19 protein-coding genes are annotated in these 21,357 nt (G+C 67.5%); 10 read left to right on the forward strand and 9 right to left on the reverse strand.

Going from position 1 to position 21,357, the window contains the following annotated elements:
• Positions 1-52 precede the first annotated feature (52 nt).
• Both FPJ27_RS17575 and FPJ27_RS17580 read left to right on the forward strand, forming a co-directional pair.
• Positions 53-1,945: a sugar phosphate isomerase/epimerase and 4-hydroxyphenylpyruvate domain-containing protein gene (locus tag FPJ27_RS17575; protein WP_204421968.1), complete on the forward strand. Its 1,893-nt coding sequence runs from the start codon at positions 53-55 to the stop codon at positions 1,943-1,945.
• A 287-nt stretch (positions 1,946-2,232) separates the two neighbouring features.
• On the forward strand, positions 2,233-2,496 hold the full coding sequence (locus tag FPJ27_RS17580; RefSeq protein ID WP_072444620.1) for a hypothetical protein: 264 nt from the start codon (positions 2,233-2,235) through the stop codon (positions 2,494-2,496).
• Between the two features lie 70 nt (positions 2,497-2,566).
• Here the strand turns inward: FPJ27_RS17580 and FPJ27_RS17585 are convergent, their stop codons facing one another.
• Positions 2,567-3,361 carry an AraC family transcriptional regulator gene (locus tag FPJ27_RS17585; RefSeq protein WP_034181780.1) on the reverse strand — a complete coding sequence of 265 codons (795 nt, stop codon included), beginning with the start codon at positions 3,359-3,361 and terminating at the stop codon, positions 2,567-2,569.
• Between the two features lie 650 nt (positions 3,362-4,011).
• Here FPJ27_RS17585 and FPJ27_RS17590 point away from each other — a divergent pair.
• Positions 4,012-5,148 (forward strand): branched-chain amino acid ABC transporter substrate-binding protein, encoded by a 1,137-nt coding sequence (locus tag FPJ27_RS17590; RefSeq protein ID WP_083534239.1) that lies wholly within the window; start codon positions 4,012-4,014, stop codon positions 5,146-5,148.
• A 313-nt stretch (positions 5,149-5,461) separates the two neighbouring features.
• Entirely contained in the window at positions 5,462-6,772 is a 1,311-nt protein-coding gene (locus FPJ27_RS17595) for an MFS transporter (protein WP_204421969.1), read from the forward strand.
• 99 nt (positions 6,773-6,871) lie between these two features.
• On the opposite strand, the gene FPJ27_RS17600 is transcribed toward FPJ27_RS17595, so the two are convergent.
• The 4 genes from FPJ27_RS17600 to garD all read right to left on the reverse strand — a co-directional run bounded on the left by FPJ27_RS17600 (position 6,872) and on the right by garD (position 10,201).
• Positions 6,872-7,309, reverse strand: coding sequence for a DoxX family protein (locus FPJ27_RS17600; RefSeq protein ID WP_072444614.1), 438 nt, complete (start codon positions 7,307-7,309; stop codon positions 6,872-6,874).
• Between the two features lie 194 nt (positions 7,310-7,503).
• Positions 7,504-7,959 (reverse strand): RbsD/FucU family protein, encoded by a 456-nt coding sequence (locus tag FPJ27_RS17605; protein ID WP_072444612.1) that lies wholly within the window; start codon positions 7,957-7,959, stop codon positions 7,504-7,506.
• Positions 7,960-8,036: 77 nt separating this feature from the next.
• Entirely contained in the window at positions 8,037-8,429 is a 393-nt protein-coding gene (locus FPJ27_RS17610; RefSeq protein WP_072444610.1) for a nuclear transport factor 2 family protein, read from the reverse strand.
• A 218-nt stretch (positions 8,430-8,647) separates the two neighbouring features.
• Complete coding sequence (gene garD / locus FPJ27_RS17615; protein WP_204421970.1) at positions 8,648-10,201, reverse strand: galactarate dehydratase; 1,554 nt, start codon at positions 10,199-10,201, stop codon at positions 8,648-8,650.
• 230 nt (positions 10,202-10,431) lie between these two features.
• Here garD and kdgD point away from each other — a divergent pair, with 230 nt between their 5' ends.
• Entirely contained in the window at positions 10,432-11,346 is a 915-nt protein-coding gene (gene kdgD / locus FPJ27_RS17620) for a 5-dehydro-4-deoxyglucarate dehydratase (RefSeq protein ID WP_034181775.1), read from the forward strand.
• Between the two features lie 198 nt (positions 11,347-11,544).
• Here the strand turns inward: kdgD and FPJ27_RS17625 are convergent, their stop codons facing one another.
• Positions 11,545-12,096 (reverse strand): hypothetical protein, encoded by a 552-nt coding sequence (locus tag FPJ27_RS17625; protein WP_034181774.1) that lies wholly within the window; start codon positions 12,094-12,096, stop codon positions 11,545-11,547.
• A 265-nt stretch (positions 12,097-12,361) separates the two neighbouring features.
• Between FPJ27_RS17625 and FPJ27_RS17630 the strand changes: the two genes are divergently transcribed.
• Both FPJ27_RS17630 and FPJ27_RS17635 read left to right on the forward strand, forming a co-directional pair.
• Entirely contained in the window at positions 12,362-12,559 is a 198-nt protein-coding gene (locus tag FPJ27_RS17630; RefSeq protein WP_072444647.1) for a type II toxin-antitoxin system VapB family antitoxin, read from the forward strand.
• Positions 12,556-12,927: a type II toxin-antitoxin system VapC family toxin gene (locus FPJ27_RS17635; RefSeq protein WP_175917054.1), complete on the forward strand. Its 372-nt coding sequence runs from the start codon at positions 12,556-12,558 to the stop codon at positions 12,925-12,927. The genes FPJ27_RS17630 and FPJ27_RS17635 overlap by 4 nt, the downstream gene beginning before the upstream one ends.
• 133 nt (positions 12,928-13,060) lie before the next feature.
• On the opposite strand, the gene FPJ27_RS17640 is transcribed toward FPJ27_RS17635, so the two are convergent.
• A complete protein-coding gene (locus FPJ27_RS17640) occupies positions 13,061-14,638 on the reverse strand; it encodes an aldehyde dehydrogenase (NADP(+)) (protein ID WP_204421971.1) in 1,578 nt (525 codons plus the stop codon).
• A 253-nt stretch (positions 14,639-14,891) separates the two neighbouring features.
• Between FPJ27_RS17640 and FPJ27_RS17645 the strand changes: the two genes are divergently transcribed.
• Entirely contained in the window at positions 14,892-16,268 is a 1,377-nt protein-coding gene (locus FPJ27_RS17645; protein WP_275557387.1) for an MFS transporter, read from the forward strand.
• A gap of 74 nt (positions 16,269-16,342) precedes the next feature.
• Here FPJ27_RS17645 and FPJ27_RS17650 read toward each other — a convergent pair whose 3' ends face one another.
• Together FPJ27_RS17650 and FPJ27_RS17655 are read right to left on the reverse strand one after the other, a co-directional pair.
• Positions 16,343-17,068, reverse strand: a complete 726-nt coding sequence (locus tag FPJ27_RS17650) for a site-2 protease family protein (RefSeq protein ID WP_072444600.1) — start codon at positions 17,066-17,068, stop codon at positions 16,343-16,345.
• Positions 17,065-18,018 (reverse strand): DUF2167 domain-containing protein, encoded by a 954-nt coding sequence (locus FPJ27_RS17655; protein WP_204423245.1) that lies wholly within the window; start codon positions 18,016-18,018, stop codon positions 17,065-17,067. The genes FPJ27_RS17650 and FPJ27_RS17655 overlap by 4 nt, the downstream gene beginning before the upstream one ends.
• A gap of 254 nt (positions 18,019-18,272) precedes the next feature.
• Here FPJ27_RS17655 and FPJ27_RS17660 point away from each other — a divergent pair, with 254 nt between their 5' ends.
• Together FPJ27_RS17660 and FPJ27_RS17665 are read left to right on the forward strand one after the other, a co-directional pair.
• A complete protein-coding gene (locus FPJ27_RS17660) occupies positions 18,273-19,118 on the forward strand; it encodes a helix-turn-helix transcriptional regulator (RefSeq protein WP_204421972.1) in 846 nt (281 codons plus the stop codon).
• Between the two features lie 420 nt (positions 19,119-19,538).
• Positions 19,539-21,266 carry a YadA family autotransporter adhesin gene (locus FPJ27_RS17665; protein WP_204421973.1) on the forward strand — a complete coding sequence of 576 codons (1,728 nt, stop codon included), beginning with the start codon at positions 19,539-19,541 and terminating at the stop codon, positions 21,264-21,266.
• Positions 21,267-21,357 lie beyond the last annotated feature (91 nt).

Raw genomic sequence — 21,357 nt, forward strand, 5'->3', positions numbered from 1 at the left:
TTCAGGGCCGGTTCGACCGACGCCATGCCCCGCTCATCCGCAGGATTCGCCCATGCAGCGCTCGATCGCCACCGTGTCACTGTCCGGCACGCTCGCCGAGAAGCTCGCCGCCATCCAGGCCGCGGGCTTCGACGGCGTCGAAATCTTCGAAAACGACCTCGTCTACTTCGACGGATCGCCGGCCGACGTCCGGCGCATGGCCGCCGATCTCGGCCTCGACATCGTGCTGTTCCAGCCGTTTCGCGACTTCGAGGGCGTGAGCGCGGCACAGCTTGCACGCAATCTCGATCGCATCAAGCGCAAGTTCGACGTGATGCACGCGCTCGGCACCGACCGCATCCTCGTCTGCAGCAACGTGTCGGCCGACACGATCGCGGACGACGGGCTGCTCGTCGACCAGCTCGGCGCGCTCGCCGAAGCCGCCCGGGAGGCCGGCGTGGTCGCCGCGTACGAAGCGCTTGCGTGGGGCCGCGTCGTGAACCGGTACGGCCATGCGTGGAAACTCGTGAACGCCGTGAACAGCCCGCATCTCGGCCTCGCGCTCGACAGCTTCCACACGCTGTCGCTCGACGATTCGCCGGATGCGATCGCCGAGATTCCCGGCGACCGCATCGCATTCGTGCAGATCGCCGATGCGCCGAAACTCGCGATGGACGTGCTCGAATGGAGCCGCCACTACCGCTCGTTCCCGGGCCAGGGCGACTTCGACCTCGCGCGCTTCACCGCGCGCGTGATCGAATCGGGCTACACCGGGCCGCTGTCGCTCGAGATCTTCAACGACGGCTTCCGCGCGGCGCCGACCGCGATCACGGCCGCCGACGGCCATCGCTCGCTGCTCTATCTGGAAGAACTGACGCGCACGCGGCTTGCGCAGGACGGCCGTGCGCCGGCCGCCGGCCAGCCGCTCTTCGCGCCGCCGGCGCCGCCCGCGCACGTCGGGTTCCAGTTCATCGAATTCGCGGTCGACGCGCAGGCAGCGGCGACCGTCGGCGAATGGCTCGGCAGGATGCGCTTCCGGCTCGCCGGCCGGCATCGCTCGAAGGACGTGACGCTGTTCCAGCACGGCGCCGCGTCGATCGTGCTGAACGCGGAGCGCGACTCGTTCGCCGATGCGTTCTTCCAGCAGCACGGGCTGTCGCTGTGCGCGTCGGCGTTCCGCGTCGACGACGCGAAAGTGGCATTCGAACGCGCGGCCGGCTTCGGCTACGCGCCGTTCTCCGGCCGCGTCGGGCCGAACGAGCGCGTGCTGCCGAGCGTGCAGGCGCCGGACGGCAGCCTCGAGTATTTCGTCGACGAAGCGCCGAACGCGCCGACGTTGTATGAATCGGACTTCGTGCTGACCGACATCGACGGCCCGAGCGAAGTCGGCCCGCTGACGGGCATCGACCATGTGTGCCTCGCACTGCCCGCCGACGCGCTCGACACGTGGATCCTGTTCTTCAAGACGGCGTTCGGCTTCGAGGCCGAGCGCAGCTGGCTCGTGCCCGATCCGTACGGGCTGATGCGCAGCCGCGCGGTGCGCAGCGCCGACGGCTCGGTGCGGATCGCGCTGAACGCGTCGGTCGACCGTCACACGGCCGTCGCCGAATCGCTCGACCGCTACCACGGCACGGGGCTGAACCACGTCGCGTTCCGCACCGACGACATCGTGAAGACGATCGCCGCGTTCGCGGCCGACGGCGTGCCGTTCCTGCGCATTCCGCCGAACTACTACGACGATCTCGCCGCGCGCTACGCACTGCCGGACGAACTGATCGACACGCTGAGCGCGCACCACCTGCTGTACGACCGCGACGAGCACGGCGGCGAATTCCTGCACGCGTATACGGAACTGGTCGACAACCGCTTCTCGCTCGAGATCGTCGAGCGGCGCGGCGGATACGACGGCTACGGCGCGGCGAACGCGGCCGTGCGGCTCGCCGCGCAGGCGCAGCGCAGGAAATAACGGAAGGATGCGAATCGGGAGTCTGGGGCCGGATCACGCCGCAGCCCGCGTCCGACTCAAAGGGCCGCATCCCGCGCGCACCATCGTGGCGAATCGAGTGGCCGAGAACCAGCCCGCGCGGCTGACCGTGACCCGGCCGGGAGCCGCGCTCCGTATGACGTTACATACGGTAACCCGTACCGCAGCGCAGCATCCCGTCGCCCGCCACCGTTTTAAGAATCGCTTAAGTCTTCGACGGCACCATCCGCAACCAGTACCCGATGGTTATCTCGAAAAGGAGGAAAGCGATGAGCGCCGTAGAAGCACCCGCGGGCCGCCAGGCCGCGCCCCCTGCAAAGAAGACGATGCTGCGCCGCCTGCTCAGTCATCACGAAATCGCGACGCTGCTCGTGCTGCTGCATGCGCCGATCGGAGCGAACGCCAAACCCGAATTGCCTGCGCTGCAGGAAGCCGGCCTCGTCGAGATGATCAAGCTCGACGCCGATACGGCTCCGAGCTTCCGGCTGACCGAAGACGGCACGGCCGTCCTGAAAGGGCTCGGCTACCGCTGAGCCGCCGTTTTCCCCGCTTCCCCGCATCGCCCCGATCCCTGCGACGCGCCGGCCCTTCCGGCGTCTCGCGTCATCCCGCCCGCTCCTGCAGCATCAACCGGTATTCCGTCGGCGTCACGCCGACCGTCGCCTTGAACTGGCGCGTGAACGCGCTGTGATCCGTATAGCCGCATAGCGCCGCGACGTCGGTCACCTTGTCGTGCGTGACGAGCAGCGCGGTGGCCGCATCGAGCCGCGTCTTCAGCAGCACCTGGCGCGGCGTCAGGTGGAACACCTTGTGGAAATAGCGTTCGAGCTGCGCGACCGACATCCCGGCCATCTGCGCGAGATGCTTCAGGTTCAGCGGCTGCACGTAGTGATCCTGGATGTGCTGGACCACGTCGGCGAGCTTGCTGTAGGCCGGATGCGATCCCTCGTGCGCCTTCAGGTCGCGCGAGATGCCCGCGAGGCCGACCACCTTGCCCGCGGCGTCGCGCAGCGGCTCCTTGCAGGTCAGGCACCAGCCCGGCTGGCGGCCCGGATACAGGTGCAGCTCGAGCTGGTCCATCAATTGCTGGCCGGCGTTGATCGTCGCCATGTCCTGCTCGAAATAGCTGCGGCCGAAGCGGCGCGGAAACACTTCGTCGGTCGTCTTGCCGAGCAGGTCGCGCTTGTCCTTGTAGCCGCAGCGCATCGCCAGCGTGCGGTTGACGAGCGCGTAGCGACCGCTCGCATCCTTCACGAAGAACGCGACGTCCGGCAGCGCATCGAACACCGGTTCGAGCAGGCGGAAATGCGCGAGCATCGCGCCGAAATCGGCGTTGTCGGGCTGGTAGCGCAACGTGTCGGACAGGCTCATGGGCGGTACGGCAAGCAAGGTCGTCATCCCGGCATCCGCGAAGCGAGTGGCAGATGGCGTCGATTATAGGAGCGCCCCTTCAATCGCGTCGCGCCGATCGCGGGGGGCGGGCAAGCTGGCGGCAGCCGTCGCATCGCGCCGCCGATCGGCCGGCATCGGCAAGCGACATCCGTTGCGCGCGCAACTACCGCGCTGCGGGTACGGCGGCCGGCCGCGAATCCGCTTGCGCCGCCGCATGCAGTCACGCATGCGCCGATGCCGACCTGCCGCATTGGCGCACCGGCACTGCGTGTCCGGATCCACCATCCTAAAAATGCGGACGTGCAGCGTCTTGGCGCGATTGCGCATTCGACGTGACGATTTCGGCATATATCAGGGTTATCGACGATATGCCGATATCGTCGCCGGCCGCGCACCGAACGCGCAAGACGCGCGCATTTTCGCTATCTAGACTTCGCTTCACGGTCACGAGACGACACCGCGCCGCTGCAGCAATCGGCGCGCACGGCCTCGCCGCATCACCCGCAGCGCACGCCGATTCCGGCACAACCCGGGCTGCCCGCGGCGAGCAAGCATGGCCTTCGCATCGGCCTGCCGGCCGAACCGTCTCGCCCGGTTTACCGGCGCCGGCCCGCTAGCCGGCGGCGGCCCAACCACGCCATCAAGGGGAAGTGAAAGTGAAGCTGAAGGTATCGTACGTCGCGCTGGCTGCCGCCTGCGCACTGTCGGGCACGCATGCCATCGCCGCCGACGTCGTCAGGATCGGTTTCGCCGCACCGCTGACCGGCCCGCAGTCGAACTACGGCTCGGACATGCAGAAGGGCGTGCAGCTCGCGATCGCCGACTTCAACGCGACGCGCCCGACGATCGGCGGCAAGCCCGTCACGTTCCAGCTCGACTCGCAGGACGACCAGGCCGACCCGCGCACCGGCACGACCGTCGCGCAGCGGCTGATCGACGACAACGTCCGCGGGATCATCGGCCACTTCAACTCGGGCACCAGCATTCCGGCGTCCGACCTGTACGATCGCGCGGGGCTGCCGCAGATCTCGATGGCGACGTCGCCGCAATACACGGCGCGCGGCTACAAGACGACCTACCGGCTGCTGACGAGCGACGCGCAGGCGGGCCGCATCGTCGGCACGTACGCGGTGAAGACGCTGCGCTTCAAGCGCATCGCGATCATCGACGACCGCACGGCCTACGGCCAGGGCATCGCCGACGAATTCGCGAAGGCCGTGGAGGCGGCGGGCGGCACGATCGTCAAGCGCGACTTCACGAACGACAAGGCGCTCGATTTCTCGGCGATCCTGACCAACCTCAAGGGCGTCAATCCCGACGCGGTCTTCTACGGCGGCGGCGACGCGCAATCGTCGCCGATGATCCGCAAGATGCGCCAGCTCGGGATGAAAGCGGCGTTCGTGACGGGCGAGATGTCGCGCTCGCCGACGTTCCTGAAAGTCGGCGGCGAAGCGGCCGAAGGCGCGATCGTCTACATGGGCGGGCTGCCGAAGGAAAAGATGCCGGGCTTCGCCGGCTACGCGGCACGCTACAAGGCGCGCTTCAACGAAGACGTGATCACGTACTCGCCGTACTCGTATGACGGCACGATCGCGCTGCTCACCGCGATGAAGGACGCGAACTCGACCGACCCGAAGGTGTACACGCCGTATCTCGGCAAGGTATCGGTCAAGGGCGTGTCGGCCCCCAGCATCGCTTACGACACGAAGGGCGACCTGAAGGATGCGCCGGTCACGATCTACAAGGTCGAGCACGGCGCGTTCAAGCCGGTCGATACGATCGCCGGCAACTGATACGCGCGACCTGCCCCGCGCGGCGCGGGAAGCGGCTCACCGGCCGCCCGCGCCGCGCACGCTTCGGCTGGACGTTCGAAGCCTTCCTCGGTGCGCACCCGCGCGCGCATTTCGCGCTCCTGTAGAATCCCCCCACCCGCTTTGACGCTTCGTCTGCGCCGCGCCCCATCCCGGTGCGGCGGTGCGTGTTTCGTGCCCTATCCGGCACCCGGCACGCCTCGACGACGCAAGCCGCGCCTTGTCAGTCCATGCCGATAGCGGGCCCTGGAGACGCAGCACCGACAACAACATTCGAAAACCGATCGTCCTGACCATGCAAGCTTCCGAATTGAGCGGCGTGCCTCGCGCCGCCGAACGCGCGCTCACGCGCAGCGACTACAAGACCCTTGGCCTCGCCGCACTCGGCGGCGCCCTCGAGTTCTACGACTTCATCATCTTCGTGTTCTTCGCACCGGCGATAGGGCAGCTGTTCTTCCCGCACGACATTCCCGACTGGCTGCGCCAGTTGCAGACGTTCGGCATCTTCGCGGCCGGCTATCTCGCGCGTCCGCTCGGCGGCGTGATCATGGCGCACTTCGGCGACCTGTTCGGCCGCAAGCGGATGTTCACGCTGAGCGTGCTGATGATGTCCGTGCCGACGCTGCTGATGGGCCTGCTGCCGACCTACGACTCGATCGGCATCCTCGCGCCGGTGTTGCTGCTGCTGTTCCGCGTGCTGCAGGGCGCGGCGGTCGGCGGCGAAGTGCCGGGCGCGTGGGTGTTCGTGTCCGAGCATGTGCCGTCGCGCCATATCGGTTATGCCTGCGGCACGCTGACCGCGGGCCTCACGGCCGGCATCCTGCTCGGCTCGCTCGTCGCCGCCGGCATCAACAGCCGTTACTCGACCGCCGAAGTCGCCGCGTTCGCATGGCGCATCCCGTTCCTGCTCGGCGGCGTGTTCGGGCTGTTCTCCGTGTACCTGCGCCGCTGGCTGCATGAAACGCCGGTGTTCGCCGAGATGAAGGCGAAAAAGGCGCTCGCGGCCGAGATTCCGCTGAAGGCCGTGCTGCGCGACCACGGCCGCGCGGTGATCGTGTCGATGCTGCTCACGTGGATGCTGTCGGCGGCAATCGTCGTCGTGATCCTGATGACGCCCGCGCTGCTGCAGAAGCAGTTCCACCTGACGCCCGCGACGACGCTGTTCGCGAACAGCGTCGCGACGCTGTGCCTGACGGCCGGCTGCATCACCGCGGGTTCGCTCGCGGGCTGGATCGGCGCGAAGCGCGTGCTCGGCATCGGCGGCCTCGGGCTGGCCGCGTGCTACTACCTGCTGTTCGTGCAGGTCGCGGCGGACGCGTCGACGCTGCCGCTCTACTACGGGATCGCGGGCTTCATGGTCGGCACGATCGGCGCAGTGCCGTTCGTGATGGTCAAGAGCTTCCCGGCCGTCGTGCGCTTCTCGGGCATCTCGTTCTCGTACAACGTCGCGTATGCAATCTTCGGCGGCCTCACGCCGGTGATCGTGTCGCTGATGATGAAGTCGAATCCGCTCGCACCGGTCGTGTACGTCGCGACGATCTGCGTGCTCGGCGCGATCGCCGTGCAGTTCTCGAAGGATGCGAAGGACGTGAAGGACGCGCACTGAACGCGGCGCACGCGCCCGTTCCATGAACAAAGGGCCGAATCCCGCGGCGTGCGGGATTCGGCCCTTTCGTTTTGCTTCAGCGCAACGGCGCGCGTGCGATCAGCGCAAGCCGCCGTACGACGAACTCGGACGGCGCAGGCCGTCGATGCTCGCGCCGCCCGCGCCGGTGACGAACAGCAGCAGGAAACCGCCGGCGATCGAGATGTTCTTCCAGAAGTGGATCACCATCTCGTGCTGGACCGCGGCGTCCGTCGCATCCCAGAAATTGTGCCCGACCATCGCGGTCGCGACCGTATAGAACGCCATCAGCAGCGCGAGCGGCTTCACCTTGTAGCCGACGATCAGCAGCAGGCCGCCGAGCCCCTCGATTGCGACGACGATCGGCGCGACGACCTGCGGATACGGCACGTTCAACCCATGCAGGTAACCGACGAAATCGCCGTAGCCGAGCAGCTTCATCACGCCGCCCCACAGGAACAACGCCGCCAGCGCCAGGCGTGCGAAAAAAATGACGCCGGAATCGACGGAACGCGTCATGCCTCTCTCCTCGTATGCAGTTCGGCCGGCCGGACGTGGCGCGCCCACGCGGCTCGGGGCCGCGCGACCCTGCGGGGCCCGCGGCAAATGGGCCAGCATAGAGGGTCTTTCGGCCGGGTCCAAGAAAAAGGTTGTAGCAAATCTTTACACGGCAGCGGTCGCGCGGCCCGCTTGCGGCGGCACGAAAAAAGCGTTTAGCCCGCGTCGCTCAACAGCACGCCTTTCTTGAAGATGAAGCAGCCGTAACCGCGCAGTTCGCCGGTGACGATCACCGCATACGCCTGCTGCGCGCGCTCGTAGAACGCGAAACGCTCGACGCCGGTGAGCGGCACCGCACGCCCTTCCGCGCGGTCGATCTCCGCCTGCACCTCGCGCTGCACGGGCGGCACCGCAGCCGCGTCGCCGACGACTTCCATCCGCCATGCGGGTGTGTCGACGAACGTATCGAGCGGCAGCACGGACAGCACCGCACGCGCGACGCGTGCCGAATCGGCGCCGTCGATCCGCAGCGCGCGGCCGACCACCGTGTGCTCCGCGACGGATTCCGCCGGAAAATTCGCGTCGCAGATCGCGATTTCGTCACCGTGGCCCATCGCGCGCAGCGTGTGCAGGATGTCGGCGTGCAGCAGCGGGTCGAGATTCTTCAACATGTCGGCTTGTCTCCAGGATCAGGAATGAACGCATAAATTACCCGATCGCTGTCGCCGCCGGGCAGGTATCGCTCGCTTCACGACGCCGCGACGGGCATTTCGTCGATGAAACCCGTGACCGATGCGAGACGGCCCGACGCATCGACGGCGCCGAAGTCCGAGCCCTTCACGATCGCCGCGCCGTCGGGCGACACGAGCGCCCACGAGAACCGCAGATGCTGGCCGAACGCGTCGACGTCGGTCGTGCGGCGGAAGCGGTATGCGGGGAAGCGCGCCTGCACGGCCGCGATCATCGTGTCGATGCCCGCGTGGCCGTCGCCGGCCATCAGCGGATCGCGATAGGTCGCATCGCTCGCGTAGGTCGCATCGATCAGCGCGCGGCGGCGCGCGACGTCGGGTTCGTTCCATGCGTCGAAGTAGCGGTCGATCAGGTCGGCGTGAGCGGACCGTGCGGATTGGGCGGTGTTCATGGCGAGGCTCCTTGTGTCGATGAGGGAACGGTGTCGCGAACGTTTCGTGTCCGCGTGCAGCTATCGTCGCCGGCCTCGCGCGGGCGGTCGATTACGTGCGAGGTAAGGAATTCGTGCCGGCCGCGTACGACATGCATGCGCCGCATCGCGAGCCCGCCGCCACAGCAAAAACGGGCGCCCGAAGGCGCCCGCATCGTCTGCCGTCACCACCGCGCGCGTCAGGTCACCGGCGCCGGATTGAACAGCGTCAGCGCATTCGCGAGCTTCCATTGCTCGGCCCACGTGCGGCGCTTGCCGCTCGCGACGTCGAGCATCAGCCGGAACAGTTCCCAGCCCACATCCTCGATCGTGGCCGCGCCGGTCGCGATCTGCCCGGCGTCGAGATCCATCAGGTCGTGCCAGCGGCGCGCGAGATCGCTGCGCGTCGCGACCTTGATCACCGGCACCTGCGCGAGGCCGTACGGCGTGCCGCGGCCGGTCGTGAACACGTGCAGGTTCATCCCCGCCGCGAGCTGCAGCGTGCCGCAGATGAAGTCGCTCGCGGGCGTCGCCGCGTACAGCAGCCCCTTCTGCCGCGCGCGATCGCCGGGGCGCACGACGCCGGCGATCGGCGCGCTGCCCGATTTCACGATCGAACCCATCGCCTTCTCGACGATGTTCGACAGGCCGCCCTTCTTGTTGCCGGGCGTCGTGTTCGCGCTGCGGTCGACGCGGCCGCGCTGCAGGTAACGGTCGTACCAGTCCATCTCGCGGATGATCTCGCGTGCAATATCCTCGTTCGCCGCGCGCGACGTGAGCTGCGCGACGCCGTCGCGCACTTCCGTCACCTCGGAGAACATGATCGTCGCGCCCGCGCGCACGAGCAGGTCGGCCGCGAAGCCGACGGCCGGGTTCGCGGTGAGCCCCGAGAACGCATCGCTGCCGCCGCACTGCACGCCGACGACGAGATCCGATGCGGGGCACGTCTCGCGGCGGCGGCGGTTCAGCCGCTCGAGATGCGATTCGGCCATCGTCACGATCGAGTCGATCATCGAGTTGAAGCCGACGTGCGCGGCGTCCTGCAGGCACACGACACCGCCGTTGTCGGTCGCGCCGTCGGCGGCCACCGGAATCGTGCCGGGCGGCAGCAGGCGCTCGGGCTGCAACTTCTCGCAGCCGAGGCTCACGGTCATCACCTCGCCGCCGAAGTTCGGGTTCAGGCTGATGTTGCGCAGCGTGCGGATCGGGATGTCGGCGTCGGGCGCATCGATCGCGACGCCGCAACCGTACGTGTGCTCGAGCCCGACCACGTCGTCGACGTTCGGGTAGCGCGGCAGCAGCTCGGCCTTGATCCGCTTCACCGCATGCTCGACGACGCCCGACACGCACTGCACGGTCGTCGTGATCGCGAGGATGTTGCGCGTGCCGACCGAGCCGTCGGCATTGCGGAAGCCCTCGAACGTATAGCCTTCGAGCGGCGCCAGCGGCGGCGCGGCACGCGTCGCGAGCGGCAGGTCGTCGAGCCCCGGCGGCTCGGGCATGCGCATCGTGCGCTCGTTGACCCAGCTGCCGCGCCGCAGGTCGGTCAGCGCATAGCCGATCACCACGTTGTAGCGGACGATCGGGTCGCCGGCCGCGAGGTCGGCCAACGCGACCTTGTGCCCCTGCGGCACGCCTTCGCGCAGCGTCAGCCCGTCGGCGAACGTCGCGCCTTCGTGCAGGCCGCCGTCGTTGACGACGATCGCGACGTTGTCGTCCGGATGCACGCGGATGTAGAGAGGAGAAGCAGTCATCGGAATTTCCTGGAAGCGACCGGTCATATCGTTAGTCATCATACGACACTCGGCCTCAACCGGGGATTCTGCGTAAACCCTTATCCGGAAAGACCCTACTATCGAGCAGCCAGCAAACCGCTTGCGCCACCCTTTCCCTCGTTGTACGATGACATACAACGACATCGCCAATGTGGCTCGTATGCCGTTCCCGACGAACCCAGCACTCGCGCTAGACGGACGACCCAACCATGACTTCACCGCAAGAACTCAAACAAATCATTTCCCACGGCCTGCTGTCGTTTCCGCTGACCGACTTCGACGCCGACGGCAACTTCCGCCCGACCACCTATGCCGAGCGCCTCGAATGGCTGGCGCCGTATGGTGCGAGCGCGCTGTTCGCGGCCGGCGGCACCGGTGAATTCTTCTCGCTCACGCAGCGCGAGTATTCGGACGTGATCCGCGTCGCGACGGAAACCTGCAAGGGCAAGGTGCCGATCCTCGCCGGCGCGGGCGGCGCGACGCGCGTCGCGATCGAATATGCACAGGAAGCCGAGCGCCTCGGCGCGAGCGGCGTGCTGCTGATGCCGCATTACCTGACCGAAGCGAGCCAGGAAGGGATCGCCGACCACGTCGAACAGGTGTGCCGCGCGCTGAAGATCGGCGTCGTGGTGTACAACCGCGCGAATTCGAAGCTGAACGCCGACATGCTCGAGCGCCTTGCCGACCGTTGCCCGAACCTGATCGGCTTCAAGGACGGCGTCGGCGAAATCGAAAGCATGGTCACGATCCGCCGCCGCCTCGGCGACCGATTCGCGTACCTCGGCGGCCTGCCGACGGCCGAAGTCTATGCCGCCGCGTACAAGGCGCTCGGCGTGCCGGTGTACTCGTCGGCCGTGTTCAACTTCATCCCGAAGACGGCGATGGAATTCTACGAAGCGATCGCGAAGGACGACCATGCGACGGTCGGCCGCCTGATCGACGATTTCTTCCTGCCGTACCTGAAGATCCGCAATCGCCGCGCGGGTTATGCGGTCAGCATCGTGAAGGCGGGCGCGAAGCTCGTCGGCCACGACGCGGGCCCCGTGCGCGCGCCGCTCGTCGACCTCACCGACGAAGAGGCGGCGGAGCTCGACGTGCTGATCAGGAAGATGGGCCCGCAGTAAGCGGGGGTGGCCGGCGCGGCGCCTGCATCGGCGCCGCGGCCGGCTCGCCGTTACGCAGTGCGCAACGTTTTTGTGTCGCGGCCGGTTTGTATCTGCCGCGGTCGTTTGTATCGGTAATCGTGCACGCATCCGCCGCGATGCGTGCGGCGTCGCAGCGCTCCGCCCGACGCCACCCGCTTCGCGGGCCGGCCGCCTCCGTCACATCTGCGCGATGATCCCGACGATCCGGTAGCGCACGTTCCCCAGCTTGACCCGCGTTGCCTCGATCTGGTCCTGCGCGCCCGTACGCGCACGCGCCTTCGATTCGCCGTCGAGGATCTGCCCGAGCACATCGCGATCGACGACCGCGTCGAAGAACCGGCCGACCGTGATCGTCGCCGACTGCTTCGCGGTCGCGAGCTGGCTGTTCGCCTGCGTCAACGCTTCGGCGCGCAGGCCCTGGTCGCGTTCGTCGATGCTGCGCCGGTATTGGAGCGCGAACACGAGCGCTTCCATGTCCTGCCGGAAACGTCGGACGGCCTGCCCGAACATGAGCGAATGCGCGTCGGCGCCCGTGACGAGCCGCCCCTGGTTGATCGTCAGGTCGAATTCGCTGCCGCCCAGGTCCCGCTGGAATTCCAGCAGCGCGTTCGCGAGCACGCGCCCTTCGCTGTATTGGCCGATCTGGGTGCGCACGGATTTCGCGACGTCGCCGATCGCTTTCCACAATCCGGCCGCGAACAGGTGATCGCCACGCTTGTTGATGTTCATCGGAGGGTTCCCTCGTTGTCTTTTGTCGGTCTCTCAGGCTCGCCCACGGACCGTGCGGCCCGGGGCTTCGCTACTGTAGGAGAAATTCGGGCGACGCGGAAGACGGCAAGATCGACGACAGCCTGGCCTCCGGTGCCGCCGCTACCCCGCCCGACCCACCGTGCTGCACCAACATGCCCCCGGTCATCTCCCCCTCATCGCGAGGCATCACAATCGACATCAATCGGTGACATAATTGATGCACCTATCGTTTCGGAAGCCGATCATGCGCACCACCTTATCCCTGGACGACGCCCTGCTCGCCAAAGCGCAGCAGTTGACTGGCGTCACCGAAAAGTCGGCGCTGGTAAGAGAAGCACTGCGCGCGCTGATTGCCCGCGAAAGCGCACGACGGCTGGCTCGTCTCGGCGGCACCGAACCCGATCTCGAACCCGTGCCGCGCCGCCCGTCGGAGCCAGCATGATTCTTGTCGACACGTCCGTCTGGATCGACCACCTGCGAGCCGGTGATGCGGCGCTCACTACGCTGCTCGAAGCCGAGCGGGTATTGATCCATCCGTTCGTGGTCGGCGAGCTTTCGCTCGGCAGCCTGCGCGATCGCCAGACCGTGCTGGACGCGCTGCGCGACCTCCCCGCTGCCACCTCGGCAACCGACGACGAGGTTCAACGCATGATCGATGTCGTGCCGCTTCACGGACTCGGCATCGGTTACGTCGACGCGCACCTGCTCGCTTCAGTCAGACTGACCAGCGGCAGCAAGCTGTGGACACGCGACCGGCGCCTGCTGGCCGCAGCCGACCGCCTGCAGCTCGCCGCTCACCCCGCCCACTGACCCGACGAGATCGACGGCACGAACGCCCGCCATGCAAAAAGGCGGAAGCGGCCCACCGGCCACTTCCGCCTTTCTGTTTCCCTGCCCCGGCGCACCAACCACCGGGTATCGTGCCCTCAATCGATCCGCCCCGTCACTCCGCCTTCCCGTCCCGCAGACGCGGAATCGCGAGCGGATTGCTTTCCTGCAGCCCTTCGGGCAGCAGGTCGTCCGGGAAGTCCTGGTAGCACACGGGCCGCAGGAAGCGCTCGATCGCCGTCGCGCCGACCGACGTGACGGCGGGGTTCGACGTCGCGGGGAACGGCCCGCCGTGCACCATCGCATCGCACACCTCGACGCCGGTCGGATAACCGTTGACGAGCAGGCGCCCGGCCTTGCGTTCGAGGATCGGCAGCAGCCGGCGCGCGAGCGGCTTGTCGTCGGCGTCCATCTGCAGCGTGGCCGTGAGTTGGCCTTCGAGCGCGTCGAGCACACGCGCGACTTCGTCGAGATCGCGGCAGCGCACGATCAGCGACGCCGGCCCGAACACCTCGTGGCTGAACGCCGGCTCGGCCAGGAACGCCTGCGCACCGACTTCATACAGCGCGCCGCCCGCCTGGCATTCGGTCTGCGCGGCCTCGCCCGCGCCGATTTCGCGCACGCCCGGCAGTTCGGCCAGCTTGCCGCGGCCGTTGCGATACGCATCGGCGATGCCGCGCGTGAGCATCACGCCGGCCGGCTTCTTCGCGAGCGCCTGCGCAGCGACGGTCTCGAAGCGGTCGAGGTCGGGGCCGTCGATCGCGAGCACGAGGCCGGGGTTCGTACAGAACTGGCCGACGCCGAGCGTCAGCGAATCGACGAAGCCCGTCGCGATCGCGTCGCCGCGCGCGGCGAGCGCGGCCGGGAACAGCACGACGGGATTGATGCTGCTCATTTCCGCGTAGACGGGAATCGGCTGCGGGCGCGCGTTCGCGAGCTGCACGAGCGCCATGCCGCCCTGCCGCGAACCGGTGAAGCCGACGGCCTGGATCGCCGGATGGCTGACGAGCGCCGCGCCGGTCACGCGGCCGGGGCCGATCAGCAGCGAGAACACGCCGGCCGGCATCCCGCATTTCGCAACGGCGGCGCGGATCGCGCGGCCGACCAGCTCGGACGTGCCGAGGTGCGCTTCGTGCGCCTTCACGATCACCGGGCAGCCGGCCGCGAGCGCCGACGCCGTATCGCCGCCGGCCACCGAGAACGCAAGCGGGAAGTTGCTCGCGCCGAACACGGCGACGGGCCCGAGCCCGACCTTCTGCAGCCGCAGGTCCGCGCGCGGCAGCGGCGTGCGCGCGGGCTGCGCGGGATCGATCGACGCGGCGAGGAAGCGCCCGTCGCGCACGACGCGCGCGAACAGCCGGAGCTGGCCGACGGTGCGGCCGCGCTCGCCCTGCAGCCGTGCGACGGGCAGGCCCGTTTCGGCGTGCGCGCGCTCGATCAGCGCGTCGCCGAGCGCGACGATTTCATCCGCGATCGCGTCGAGAAACGCCGCGCGGGCCGCGAGCGGCTGCGCGCGGTACGCATCGAACGCGTCGCGCGCGAGTTCGCACGCGCGGTCGACGTCGGCCTGCGTCGCGACACCGAACGCCGGCGCATCGATCGGTGCGCCCTTCGTCGGATCGAACGCGTGCAAGGGTCCGGCCGACCCGGCCACCGCTTCGGCGCCGATCAGCATCTCTCCAGTCAGTTGCATGGGGGTGTGCTCCGTGGTTCGTTCGGGAATGGTCCGTCAATTGTATCTCAACAGATACGATGTCTGCCGACAGCATGGCAGCATTCTCACCGCCTGCGATGGCGTCGACGATACACCGGAAAGCCTTGTGCAGTCAGCATAAGCGCGTCTTTCCCACATTGTGATGACGATCCTCGAGGGAAAACCCGAAGTTTCTGAATTCGGGCTTTCTCAATAAACTTTCAGCCATGTCATACGACGACGTACATTTAAAGTGAACGACCACACCTCTCCCCGCGATCTTCCGATCGAACTCGCCGGCAGCGCGCGCCGGACCGCCGTGCGCTACTGGATCCTGGCGATGCTGTTCGTCGTCACGACGCTCAACTACGCGGACCGCGCGACGCTGTCGATCACCGGTACGCCGATCCGCAAGGCGTTCGGCATCGATCCGGTGACGATGGGCTATATCTTCTCGGCGTTCAGCTGGGCGTACGTGCTCGCGCAACTGCCGAGCGGCTGGCTGCTCGACCGCTTCGGCGCGCGGCGCGTGTATGCGGCGAGCATCTTCCTGTGGTCGGCGTTCACGCTGCTGCAGAGCACGATCGGCCTCGGCGGCAGCGCCGCGTTCGCGGTCGCCGCGCTGTTCGCGATGCGCTTCGCGGTCGGCATCGCCGAGGCGCCCGCGTTCCCCGCCAACGCGAAAGTCGTCGCGAGCTGGTTCCCGACCGCCGAGCGCGGCACGGCGTCGGCGATCTTCAACGCCGCGCAGTATTTCGCGGCCGTGGTGTTCTCGCCGCTGATGGCGTGGCTCACGCATGCGTACGGCTGGCACCACGTGTACCTGTGGCTCGGCCTCGCTGGCATTGCGCTTGGGTTCCTGTGGCTGCGCGTGATGAAGGATCCGGCCGACCATCCAGCGGTGAACCGTGCGGAACTCGACCATATCGAGCAGGGCGGCGGCCTCGTGCGGTCGAAGTCGCGCGGCACCGGTCCGGCGTCCGAAGGCAGCCGCGTCGCCGGCTGGTACTACGTGCGCCAGCTGCTGTCGAACCGGATGCTGATCGGCGTCTATCTCGGCCAGTACTGCGTGAACGTGCTCACGTACTTCTTCCTCACGTGGTTCCCGATCTACCTCGTGCAGGCGCGCGGCATGTCGCTGCTGAAGGCCGGTTTCATGACGTCGCTGCCCGCGATCTGCGGGTTCCTCGGCGGCGTGCTCGGCGGCATGCTGTCGGACGCGCTGATCCGCCGCGGCGTGTCGCTGACGCTCGCGCGCAAGATCCCGATCGTCGGCGGGATGCTGCTGTCGATGGTCATCATCGGCTGCAATTACGTCGACAGCGAAGCGCTCGTGATCGCGCTGATGGCCGTGTCGTTCTTCGGCAAGGGGATCGGCTCGCTCGGCTGGGCCGTGGTCGCGGATACCGCGCCGAAGGAAGCGATCGGCCTGTCGGGCAGCCTGTTCAACATGTTCGGCAACACGGCCGGCATCGTCGCGCCGATCGCGATCGGCTACCTGGTCGGCGCGAGCGGCTCGTTCAACGGCGCGCTCGTGTTCGTCGGGCTGAACGCGCTCGTCACGGTGTTCAGCTATCTCGTGATCGTGAAGGACATCAGGCGCGTCGAGCTGCGTCATCGCGACGCTTGAGCTTCGGCGGAAAATTTCGGCGCAAAAGGATGGAAGACGACGGCGGCCGCGTAAAAGCGGCCGCCGTTCTTGCGTCAGGTCGCGGAATGCACGACGCGCAGCATGTCGTGCACGCCGGATGTCATCAGCGCGAGGAACGCGAGCAGGCCGACGTAGCAGAGCGCGTACGTCGTCTTCGTCTCGATCGACGTCGCGTAGTACACGCGGTTCTCCGGCGCGTCGGGATCGTAGCGCCACGCGCGCTTCAGTTGCGGCAGCGCGAGGATCGCCATCACGATCAGCAGCGGGCTCGGCCGATACACGAACAGCGCGATCAGCACCGGCACGCCCGCGAACCAGATGCGCGGCGACAGCACCGCGGTGATCCGCCCGCCATCGAACGGCGACAGCGGAATCATGTTGAACAGGTTCAGGAAGAAGCCCGTGTACGACAGCGCGAGCAGCAGGTTGCTGTCGTAGTGGCGTGCAGCCGCGTAGCAGGCCAGCGCGCCGAGCGTGCCGACGAACGGCCCGGCGAGCCCGACGTACGCTTCGGTTTCCGCGTCGTGCGGCATCTCCTTCAGCTGGATCCATGCGCCGACGAACGGGATGAACGTCGGCAGCCCGACGTCGAGCCCGCGCCGCTGCGCGGCCAGGTAGTGGCCGGCCTCGTGCACCAGCAGCAGCGCGACGAAACCGGCCGCGAACCGCCAGCCGTAGAACAGCGCGTAGACCGCGATCGACGCCAGCATGGTGCCCGCCGAAACGAGCACCTTGCCGAGCTTGAGGCCGCCGAAGATCAGCAGCAACAGCTTCGTCATTCCTTGCGCTCCGTGCCGGTTGCGTCGGACGCATCGGCGACGGCCGGCACCGCGGCCGCCTTCGGCTTGCGCCCGAAGAAGCGCTTCAGCGCCGCGCCGCCGGCCAGCAGCGCGACCGCGCCGATCTTGAAGAACTTCACCGCGAATGCGCCGATCAGCGCGAGCAGGCCGAGCTTCTTCGCGCCGACGCCGACGATCAGCGCCGCGAGGCCGTACTCCGCGACATGGTCGGTCGACTTGTTGAAATCGGCATAGCGCTTGCCGTCGTTGAAGCTGATGTTCGACAGCAGGCCGTCGGCCGACGCCTTGTACTTCGGCAGATCGGCCAGCGTCGACGCCATCGTCAGCGACAGGTAGCCGTCGCGGCCGAGCACGAGCGTCCGGTAGTTCACGCCGTCGTTCGCGGCGTTCGGGGCCGCACCCTTGTCACGGATGATCGCGGACCACACGAGCCGGTGCGTGGCCGCGTCGTACGCGGGCGCTTTTGCCCAGCCGACCACCTCGGTTTCGGGCAGGCCGCGTTCCTTGCGTGCCGAGTTGTTTTCCTCGGTGCCGGCCTGCAGGTTCTTCAGCAGTTCGTCGGGCTTCCAGTCCTTCGCGTCGTCGTCGCGGATGTAGCCGCTCGGCTCGAACGACACGACCGAAATCCAGTCGGCGTCGGGATCGTCGGGCAGCACGAGGCCGACCAGCTTCGATTCGTCGATCGAGTTGCCCATCGAACGCAGGTAGCGGCCGGCTTCGGCGGCCGGCACGAACGACTCGCCGGCCTTCAGCTTCAGCACGGCTTCGTGCTTCACGTCGATGTCGGTCGGCCCTTTGACGACGGCCTCGTTGGCGGCCGCGGCGGCGGCCCTCATTTCCACCTGCGCAGCTTCGGTCTGCGCGTGGCCGCTGGTCGCGGCGAGTGCGAGCGTCGCCACGCAGGCGAGCCGCACGGCAAGCGTTTTCATTTTCATTGTTGGATTCCCCTGGAATGCCTTGTTGTAAACGTGCGCGGAACCGGCCCATGCATTGTCGTCGCGGGTCCGGAATCGCCTCTCAGGTGGCACGGAAGCTATGGTAACGCAGCGCCGGGGGCGCCCGGGGAGCCGCATGCGCAACGGGCTGTCGACCGCTGAAGCCAGCGGTCGGCGACGCGCGTCGGACCGGAATGCTTACCTTGCAGGTAATACCCGGCGCGTACAGGATTGCCTATCATCTGCGCATGAACCCGACCGCCACCCTCTCCTCGCCCTCCCCGTCCGCCGGCCGCGCGTCCGGCATCGGCCCGCTGCTGCGCACGTGGCGCCAGCGTCGGCGCCTGAGCCAGATGGCGCTCGCGCTCGACGCGGAAGTCTCGGCGCGCCATCTGAGCTTCGTCGAATCGGGTCGCGCGCAGCCAAGCCGCGAGATGGTGCTGCATCTCGCGGAACGGCTCGACGTGCCGCTGCGTGAGCGCAATGCGCTGCTGGTTGCGGCCGGCTTTGCACCGCTCTTTCGCGAGCGGCCCTTCTCGGATCCGCAGCTGGACGCCGCACGCCATGCGGTCGAAGCCGTGCTGCGCGGCCATGAGCCGTACCCGGCGCTCGCGGTCGACCGCCACTGGACGCTGCTCGCCGCGAACCGGATGCTCGGCGCGCTGGTCGCGCAGGCCGATCCGTCGCTGCTGCAGCCGCCCGTCAACGTGCTGCGGCTGAGCCTGCATCCGGACGGCCTCGCGTCGCAGATCGTCAACTGGCACGAATGGCGCGCGCACATCCTGCATCGGCTGCAGCGGCAGATCGATGCGAGCGGCGACCGCGCGCTGCATGCGCTGCGCGACGAACTCGCCGCGTATCCGGCGCCGGCCGGCCAGGCCGACGACAAGCACGCGCGCGCCGACTTCGCGGATATCGCCGTGCCGCTGCGGCTGCGCACCGCGACCGGCGAACTGACGTTCTTTAGCACGACGACGGTGTTCGGCACGCCGGTCGACGTGACGCTGTCGGAACTCGCGATCGAGGCGTTCTTTCCGGCGAATCCGGAAACGGTGGACGCGATGCGGAAGCTGGCGGACGCGTTGGCGGTGTAGTAGCAAGCGCGCAGCGGAGATTGACGGAAGCCGACGCCCGAACGCCCGCTTCCGCGCCCAGGACCGGTATGCCGGCGGTCGGCGCAACCATCAAGACGACGAACTTTCCCCAAAGCATAGAGATCGGGCGCCATGGCAAACATGGGCGCTGGCGAGTCCGATCAAAATGCGTCGTCGCATCTCAATGCTGCAGATCCGGGACGCGTCCGCGTTCCGGAAAACGTCAAATGTAGCGGCACCCGTGCCATTTCCCCCTGGACTCACTCCGCCGAATGTCAAATTTGTTTAGTACATCTTTTCAATCGGACTGTATTCGAACAAGGGCTTCGGCAAAAAAGATCGCGAATGCACTGCGATCGGGAAATCGTGAGAACGACAAGCAAGCCACAACACAATTTTCATATCGAGCCTAGGAAAAACATGAGCAAGATGCATCGAGGGTTGGGGAATCCGGCACTGCGCGCGCCGGCGAAGTCGAAAGCAGCGCTGGCCATCGCCGTGAGCGCAGCGGTTGTCGCATTCGCGGCTTCCGCACCCGCGCGCGCCGACTATGTGCAGAACGGGACGTCGACCGAAACGTCGGCCGGCTGTGTCGGCAACATCGCCATCTCGGGAAGCGGCACGTATCCGGCCGCTGCAACGGGCTGCGACAACGTGGCGATCGGCACTGCGGCAGTCGCGAATTCGGGCTCGTCGACCGGAGCCTATAGCGAAACCGTCGCGATCGGCCGCATGGCGGCCGCGACCGGTACGTTTGCGACGGCCGTCGGCGGAAATGCCGTGGCAACCGGCGACCAGGCGACGGCGATGGGCGCGGCCGCAAGCGCGGTCGGAACCCAGGCGACGGCAGTCGGCAACGGAGCCATCGCGAACGGCACGACGGCATCCGCCTTCGGCCAGGGCGCGTTCGCGGTCGACCAGTCGACGGCGGTCGGGCAAAGCGCCAGCGCCACCACGACATTCTCCACGGCCGTGGGCAAGGGCAGCATTGCGGCCGGCGGTACGTCGCTCGGCTTTCAGGCAAACGCCGGCGCGAACGATGCGGTAGCGCTCGGCGTCGACAGTTCGGCCTCTGCTGTCGGGAGCATCGCCATTGCGCGTGCGACGGCATCCGCAGTGAATGCGGTCGCGATCGGCGAAGGCGCGAACGCCGCCGATGCGAATTCCGTCGCACTGGGCTCGAACGCGTCTACGCGCGCTTTCACGACCGTCAACAGCGTGACGCTCAACGGCGTCAGCTACGGCGGCTTCGCGGGCACGCCCGTGGGCGTGGTCAGCGTCGGCAGCGCGGGCGCCGAGCGTCAGATCGTGAACGTCGCGGCCGGCGCGATCAGCGCGACCAGCACGGATGCAGTCAACGGCTCGCAGCTCTTCTCGATCGCAAACCAGGTTTCCACGTTGACGGCGGATCTGGCAACGCTCACGACGACCGTCGGCAAAATTTCGTCGAGCGTCCCGAGCGGCACGGTGACGGACGATACGGACACCGCAATCGGCAAAAATACGCGGGTCAGCGTGCCGAACGGGACCGCGATCGGCGACGGCTCCAATGTCTCGGGCGATAACGGTACGGGCATCGGCGTCAATTCCACCGTCACGGCGACGAACGGAACCGCCATCGGCACGAATTCGAAAGTTACCGCGCCGAACGGAACGGCGATCGGCGCAGGGTCGAATGTCTCCGGCAAGGACTCTACCGCGATCGGCACGAACAGCCGCGCGACCGCCAGCAATTCGGTCGCGTTGGGAGCGAACTCGGTCGCCGACCGGGACAACACGGTATCGATCGGTTCGCCCGGTGCCGAACGTCAGTTGACCAACGTGGCCGACGGCACCGCGCCGACGGACGGCGTCAACGTGCGTCAGTTGAACGGCGCAATCAATTCGGTTCGCGAAGAAATGTCGAAGTATCGCAAGGACGCGAATGCCGGCACGGCAAGCGCGATTGCAATGGCAAACCTGCCGCAGGCAGTGCTGCCCGGCGAGAAGGTGGTCGCGCTCGGCGGCGGCACGTATGGCGGCCAAAGCGCAATGGCGGTCGGCCTTTCCGTCGCCACGGCGAAATGGCTGGTCAAAGGCTCGGTGACGACGGCCGTGTCGGGCCATGGCTCGTTCGGCGCGGGCGCCGGCGTCGGCTATCGCTGGTAATCCAGCGGCAGCGGCAACGCGTCGGGAGCTGTTTCCCGACGCCCGCAGGCCGGCCATCGGCGCCCATGCGCCAACGACATGACGGCGTGGC

It is taken from the genome of Burkholderia sp. MS455 (genome assembly GCF_016899445.1).
Lineage (GTDB): Bacteria > Pseudomonadota > Gammaproteobacteria > Burkholderiales > Burkholderiaceae > Burkholderia > Burkholderia pyrrocinia_C.